Origin of the sequence: Streptomyces sp. NPDC057474, assembly GCF_042802555.1 — a bacterium.
Lineage (GTDB): Bacteria > Actinomycetota > Actinomycetes > Streptomycetales > Streptomycetaceae > Streptomyces.
Map to the genome: position 1 here is coordinate 1 of NZ_JBHVDX010000359.1, position 6,601 is coordinate 6,601.

Annotated in this window: 5 protein-coding genes, 1 tRNA gene and 1 pseudogene; 5 read left to right on the forward strand and 2 right to left on the reverse strand. The window is 70.8% G+C overall.

The genetic code is table 11. From position 1 onward, the window contains the following. Window positions 1-845: pseudogene (locus ACFU53_RS45625) on the reverse strand (hypothetical protein); the annotation flags it as partial. A gap of 66 nt (window positions 846-911) precedes the next feature. Here ACFU53_RS45625 and ACFU53_RS45630 point away from each other — a divergent pair. After that, window positions 912-1,370, forward strand: a complete 459-nt coding sequence (locus ACFU53_RS45630) for an SRPBCC family protein (RefSeq protein ID WP_384006012.1) — start codon at window positions 912-914, stop codon at window positions 1,368-1,370. Between the two features lie 39 nt (window positions 1,371-1,409). After that, window positions 1,410-1,481 (forward strand) — tRNA-Val (locus ACFU53_RS45635). A 37-nt stretch (window positions 1,482-1,518) separates the two neighbouring features. Here the strand turns inward: ACFU53_RS45635 and ACFU53_RS45640 are convergent. Further along, window positions 1,519-2,244, reverse strand: a complete 726-nt coding sequence (locus ACFU53_RS45640; protein ID WP_384006014.1) for a 3'-5' exonuclease — start codon at window positions 2,242-2,244, stop codon at window positions 1,519-1,521. Between the two features lie 168 nt (window positions 2,245-2,412). Between ACFU53_RS45640 and ACFU53_RS45645 the strand changes: the two genes are divergently transcribed. The 3 genes from ACFU53_RS45645 (at window position 2,413) to thrS (ending at window position 6,487) form a co-directional block, all read left to right on the forward strand. Further along, complete coding sequence (locus ACFU53_RS45645) at window positions 2,413-2,979, forward strand: DUF4365 domain-containing protein (protein ID WP_384006015.1); 567 nt, start codon at window positions 2,413-2,415, stop codon at window positions 2,977-2,979. 218 nt (window positions 2,980-3,197) lie between these two features. Next, on the forward strand, window positions 3,198-4,409 hold the full coding sequence (locus tag ACFU53_RS45650; RefSeq protein WP_384006019.1) for a hypothetical protein: 1,212 nt from the start codon (window positions 3,198-3,200) through the stop codon (window positions 4,407-4,409). Between the two features lie 101 nt (window positions 4,410-4,510). Then, on the forward strand, window positions 4,511-6,487 hold the full coding sequence (gene thrS / locus ACFU53_RS45655; protein ID WP_384006017.1) for a threonine--tRNA ligase: 1,977 nt from the start codon (window positions 4,511-4,513) through the stop codon (window positions 6,485-6,487). The last annotated feature ends 114 nt before the right edge of the window (window positions 6,488-6,601 follow it).

The following is a 6,601-nucleotide window of genomic DNA, read 5'->3' on the forward strand; positions in this document are numbered from 1 at the left end:
GCGGCCCACGAGAGCCACCCGGCCGCCAGTACACCCCAGGCACCCCAGCCGAACGCGCCCACCATGGCGACGATCCGTAGCGGCTTGAGGGGCACCCGGAGCGCGACCGCGGTATCGGCTGCCGCTGTCACCAGCAGCACGGCCGTGACCGTCTCCACGCCCGCGTTCATCGCGAACGACCAGAGGAGGAGCGGGAGTTGAGCGGAGACCAGGGCGAGGGGGAGGGGCAGGCGGAGCGGGGTGCGGGTGATCGCCGGTCGGTTCTCCGCGTCCCCCGACGTCGACGGCACCAGCGCGCCGAGGCCCGGGCAGTACGCCGCCCAGGCCACCGCCAGCACCGCAGACGCGGCTGCCGCGTACCCCGTGCCGTCCGTGCCGGTGAACGCGACCTCGTGCAGGGCGTACGCGTCGAGGACCGTCAGGGCGAGGGCGAGGCCTGCCACTGCCTCGGCGGTCGAGCGCAGGCCGCGGCGAAGGAGTGGCACCGGGGTGCCGAGCGCGGCCACGGTCACCGCGCCGAGGACCAGGGCTCGGCCGACGATTCCCATATGTCCCCAGCTGACCAGCGTGAACGCGATCGCCGCGACGGTCAGCAGGACGCCGCCGAGCACCAGCAGCACGTTCTGGACGCTGGGCGCCGTCGCCTCGGGGCGCCGCCCGGGCGGCGCGGTGGGCGCGGGCGTCGGCGCGTAGAGGGCGTTGACCAGCCAGGCCCGCCGTGCCAGCAGGAAGGCGCGGCGGGCGTCGAGTTGCCGCAGCTCGGAGTCGAGGACCCGCAACTCCTCGGCAGGGGACGGAAAATGCGTCATGCCCCGGAGTGTGGTCCGCGTCACGCCGTACGGCATGAGTGCGGGTACTCAGGATGTACTCAGATCCCGCGCGGACGGCCCCTGTGCAGGCAGAATCCGACCATGGACTGGAGCCACTACCGCTTCCGCAGCCGCTGGAACCTGCCCGCGCCGCCCGCCGCCGTGTACGACGTGCTCCAGCGGGCCGACGACTACCCGCACTGGTGGCCGCAGGTCCGCGAGGTGATCCGGATCGACGACACCACCGGCACCATCCGGATCCGCTCGGTCCTGCCGTACGACCTCGCCTTCACCGCGCGGGAGGTACGGCGCGACGCGGCGGCCGGGATCCTGGAGATCGAGATGGCCGGCGACCTGGACGGCTGGGCCAGCTGGACACTCACCGCCGACGGGACCGGCACCCTCGCCGGCTACGACCAGGAAGTCGACGTCACCAAGCCCCTGCTGAGGCGGCTCGCCGTACCGGGACGGCCCGTGTTCCGCGCCAACCACGCGCTGATGATGCGGGCAGGACGACGGGGACTCCTCGCGTACCTCACGGCCCATGGGCAAGCGGTTTGAACCAGACCCGTCGGGACCTGTATTGTTCAGTCCGTTCCCGGGCGATTAGCTCAGTGGGAGAGCGCTTCGTTCACACCGAAGAGGTCACTGGTTCGAACCCAGTATCGCCCACCGGGTAAAGCCGGTCCGCATATGCGGACCGGCTTTTTCATGCCGCCGCCGGCAGTTCCGGACGCAGCGGCCATGCCGGGTCCACCGCCTCCTCCGTGCCGCTGCGCGCGAACCAGGCCTGCAGACCGCGGGCCTGCGCCGCGTGCCACACGGCCTGCAGCGTGTGCAGTTCGGCGGGGGAGAGGCGGGCGAGCCGCGGCGCGAAACGGCGCCCCACCGCGCGTACGACGTCCATCGCCGCCTGCGCGTCGGCCGCCGCGTCGTGCGCGCCGTCCAGGACGACCTCGTAGTGCGCGCACAGATCGGTGAGCGTGCGCCGACCCTTGCGGTAGCGGTCCAGATGTTTGTCCAGGACCCGCGGATCGACGACCCGCAACGGCGTCGTCTCGAACCAGTGGTCCAGCGACGAGGCGCGATGCCGCCGCAACTCACGGTCCAGCATGGTCAGATCGAACGGCGCGTTCATCACGACCAGCGGACGGCCGCGCACCGCCTGCTCGGCCAGCGCCCTGGCTATCTCCTCCATCACCGGCGCCGGCCAGCGGCCGTCGCGCTGCAACTGCTCGTCCGTCAGCCCGTGCACCGCCGTCGCCGCGGCGGGCACCGGCACGCCCGGGTTCACCAGCCACCGGGTCACCCGGGGACGGGTGCCGGCCGCGTCCTGGACGACGACTGCGGCCGACACGATCCGGTCGGTCTCGACGTCCACACCCGTGGTCTCCGTGTCGAACGCCGCCAAGGGCCCCTCGTACCAACACGTCATGTGTCCACAACTCCTCGTTCACCCACGGCAGCTGACGTCCCGTCTTCTGCCTGTTTGGTGATACCCGGGCTGTTTGCGCCGTACGCCGGAAGGAGACAACAGAAGTACGGGTCCATGCAGTTCAGAGGCTCGGCACGGGGAAGCATCTGCAGGGGAAGGCTGTTGGTCATGGCCATAGCGCAGCCCGAGCGGGGCGGGCTGCTGCCCGAGCACGCGGCATCGCTCCGCGGCTCCCTCGCCACCACCGCCTGCATGGAGACCCTGCAGGTGGGCTACCTGCACGCCGTGGCCGCCGCGGCCGGCTGCTCGCTCTCCCAGCCCTTTCCGGACAACGGCATCGACTGGCACGTCAGCCACGGCTCGCCCGGTCACACCGTCGACGACGAAGTCACCATCAAGGTGCAGCTCAAGGCCACCTACCAGCTCGCGCCGAACCCGCCGGGCCGGTTCTTCTCCTTCACCCTCGACAACCAGCACCTGGCGAAGCTCGCCCGCACCCCCGTCTCGGTGCACAAGATCCTGGTCGTGATGATCGTCCCCAGATCGCAGGAGCAGTGGCTGCGGGCCGGCCATGACCGGCTCGACCTGCGGCACTGCTGCTACTGGATCAACCTGGCCGGACATCCGATCACCGGTCGGCGCCGCACCACCGTGCGCATACCGACCTCGCGCATCTTCGACGACCGAGCGCTCTGCGAGATCATGACGCGGGTCGGAACGGGAGGCAGACCGTGACCCACGGCCCCATCGACGACGACGGCCCCGGCCCACGCCCTTACGACGAGGGACCCGGCCGGCGGCCCTACGACGACGCGTCCGGCCGACGCCCTCACCGTGAGGACACGTCAGGCCGACACCCCGGCGCCGAGGACAGGCCGGTGAGTCGTCGTCCCCGTGGCGAGGGCGGACCGACGCGTCGTCCCTACGGCGACGACGTATCCGTACGCCGTCCCATCGGCGAGCCCGTACGTCCGGTGCGGTCCCACCCCGTCGAGCCCACCTGGACCCAGCCGCCCGACCCCGCCCAGGTCGACCCCGCGGTCCTCGGCGCCCTGCTGCGCCGGCACGGCTGGCAGCGGCGCGGCGGAGCCGCCGGACGGTACGGCCGCTGGACCCCACCGGGACCGGCCGGGCGGGGCATGAGCCTGCTCGTACCCGAGAACCGGGCCTTCCCCGACAGCGACGACCTGCTCGGCGAAGCCCTCACGGCCCTGTCCCGGAGCGGCTCGCCCGCCGCGCGTGACGTGCTGGTCGCCCTCGCCGTGCCCAGCGACGAGATCCACTGGTGGCGGGACGTGCCGACCGGCCCGCTGGGCACCGCCTCCTGGGCCGTCGAGGACCAACTGCGCTCGGCCGCCCGCCAGATGCTCCTCGCGGCGGCGCTGGCCACCCGCGCGCGTGCCGGCTACTACGGCGCCCGGCACCGCCTGCCCGCCGCCGCCTCCCTCGACGGCGTCCTCGTCGGCGCCGCCCCCGGCGGCCGTAGCCTCACCGCCTTCGTCCCCGTGGCCACCGGCCGTCCCCTCGCCTTACGCCTCCACCAGGCCCTGTACGCCGCCCGCGAGGCCATCGACTACCAGCGCGCCACCGGCGGCATGGAGGCCTTCGACGGCGCCGTCGAGGCCGGGGTCAGCCACGAGCTGACCGAGGCTCTCGTCGCCCTCATCCGCGGCACCGAGGGCGCCCGCGTCGCCGTCGACTGGGCGCCCGCCGCCGGGGTCCCGGAGGGCGGTGCGACCCCGTCCGAGCCCGTCGAGTTCTCACCGGGCGACCTGTCCGTGCTGCGCGAGGCCGGGGCCCGCTATCTGCGTGAGGAACCGTCGATGCCGGTGAGGATCACCGGGGCCGTGGTGCGGATGCGCCGGTCGGCGGCGCGTGGCGAGGGCACGGTACGGCTGCGGGTCATCGCCGGCGCCGAGGTCCCGCACGTCCGTATGACCCTGGACGAGGAGTCGTACCGGATAGCGGGGCAGGCCCATCTCGTCGGACTGCCGGTCCGGGTGCACGGGAGGCTGGAGAGCCGGGGTGGGTTCCGGCGGCTCACGAACGCCGACGGGATCGCACCCGTGCAGGTCGACGAGGCGGAGCGGGACCGGCTGATGAAGTCGCTCCAGGAGACCGCGGAGATCACGGCCTTCTTCGAGGAGGCCTGCGGAGGGGACTGAGGTATCTGTTTCGCGAGGAGCACCCCGGGCTCGGTACGATCCTTCCCAATGGCCCAGGCCGCAGCAGACGACTGGGCCACCCCTTCAGGTAGGAGAAACCGGTGTCCGACGTCCGTGTGATCATCCAACGCGATTCCGAGCGGGACGAGCGCGTGGTGACGACGGGCACTACGGCCGCCGATCTCTTCGCCGGCGAGCGCACCGTCGTCGCCGCCCGCGTGGCCGGTGAGCTGAAGGATCTCGCGTACGAGGTGCGGGACGGCGAGACCGTCGAGGCCGTGCAGATCTCCTCCGAGGACGGCCTCAACATCCTGCGCCACTCCACGGCGCACGTCATGGCGCAGGCCGTGCAGGAGCTGTTCCCCGAGGCCAAGCTGGGCATCGGCCCGCCGGTCCGGGACGGCTTCTACTACGACTTCGACGTCGAGAAGCCGTTCACGCCCGAGGATCTCAAGGCCGTCGAGAAGAAGATGCAGGAGATCCAGAAGCGCGGCCAGCGCTTCTCGCGCCGCGTCGTCACCGACGAGGCCGCCCGCGAGGAGCTGGGACACGAGCCGTACAAGCTGGAGCTGATCGGCCTCAAGGGCTCGGCCTCCTCCGACGACGGCGCGGACGTCGAGGTTGGCGCCGGTGAGCTGACGATCTACGACAACGTGGACGCCAAGACCGGTGACCTGTGCTGGAAGGACCTCTGCCGGGGTCCCCACCTGCCCACCACCCGCAACATCCCGGCGTTCAAGCTGATGCGCAACGCCGCCGCGTACTGGCGCGGCAGCGAGAAGAACCCGATGCTCCAGCGCATCTACGGCACCGCCTGGCCCTCCAAGGAGGAGCTGAAGGCGCACCTCGACTTCCTCGCCGAGGCCGAGAAGCGTGACCACCGCAAGCTGGGCAACGAACTCGACCTGTTCTCCATCCCGGACGAGATCGGCTCCGGCCTCGCCGTCTTCCACCCCAAGGGCGGCATCATCCGCCGGGTCATGGAGGACTACTCGCGCCGCCGCCACGAGGAGGAGGGATACGAGTTCGTCTACACCCCGCACGCCACGAAGGGGAAGCTCTTCGAGGTCTCGGGCCACCTGGACTGGTACGCCGACGGCATGTACCCGCCCATGCAGCTCGACGAGGGCGTGGACTACTACCTCAAGCCCATGAACTGCCCGATGCACAACCTGATCTTCGACGCGCGCGGCCGCTCCTACCGTGAACTGCCGTTGCGCCTCTTCGAGTTCGGGACCGTGTACCGGTACGAGAAGTCCGGCGTCGTGCACGGCCTGACCCGTGCCCGCGGCTTCACCCAGGACGACGCGCACATCTACTGCACCCGCGAGCAGATGGCGGACGAGCTCGACAAGACGCTCACCTTCGTCCTGAACCTGCTGCGCGACTACGGCCTCACCGACTTCTACCTGGAGCTTTCCACGAAGGACCCGGAGAAGTTCGTCGGCTCGGACGAGGCGTGGGAAGAGGCCACCGAGACGCTGCGCCAGGTCGCCGAGAAGCAGGGCCTCCCGCTGGTCCCGGACCCGGGCGGCGCCGCGTTCTACGGTCCGAAGATCTCCGTTCAGGCGAAGGACGCTATCGGCCGTACCTGGCAGATGTCCACGGTCCAGCTCGACTTCAACCTGCCCGAGCGCTTCGACCTGGAGTACACCGGCCCGGACGGCTCCAAGCAGCGCCCGGTCATGATCCACCGCGCGCTCTTCGGCTCGATCGAGCGCTTCTTCGCAGTGCTCCTGGAGCACTACGCGGGGGCCTTCCCGGCATGGCTGGCGCCCGTCCAGGCGGTCGGCATCCCGATCGGTGACGCGCACGTGGAATACCTCCAGAAGTTCGCCGCCGAGGCGAAGAAGAAGGGGCTGCGCGTCGACGTCGACGCCTCCTCCGACCGTATGCAGAAGAAGATCCGCAACGCCCAGAAGTCGAAGGTGCCCTTCATGGTCATCGCCGGCGACGAGGACATGGCGGCCGGTGCCGTCTCCTTCCGCTACCGCGACGGCTCCCAGGAGAACGGCATCCCCGTCGAGGAGGCCATCGCGAAGATCGCGAAGGTCGTGGAGGACCGCGTCCAGATCTGACGCGTAGGGCATGACCTGAGTACGTGCGTGCGTACTCCGAGGCCCCCGGGGGTTCAGCTGACGCTGTTGGTTAATTCGGGGGCTCGCGTGACGTCGGCCTTCAAGACCCGGTTG

What these genes read in the sequence shown, in the direction of transcription:
- ACFU53_RS45630 (WP_384006012.1), top strand. Translation starts at nt 912, where the DNA reads ATGGACTGGAGCCACTACCGCTTCCGCAGCCGCTGGAACCTGCCCGCG.
- ACFU53_RS45640 (WP_384006014.1), bottom strand. Translation starts at nt 2,244, where the DNA reads ATGACGTGTTGGTACGAGGGGCCCTTGGCGGCGTTCGACACGGAGACC.
- ACFU53_RS45645 (WP_384006015.1), top strand. Translation starts at nt 2,413, where the DNA reads ATGGCCATAGCGCAGCCCGAGCGGGGCGGGCTGCTGCCCGAGCACGCG.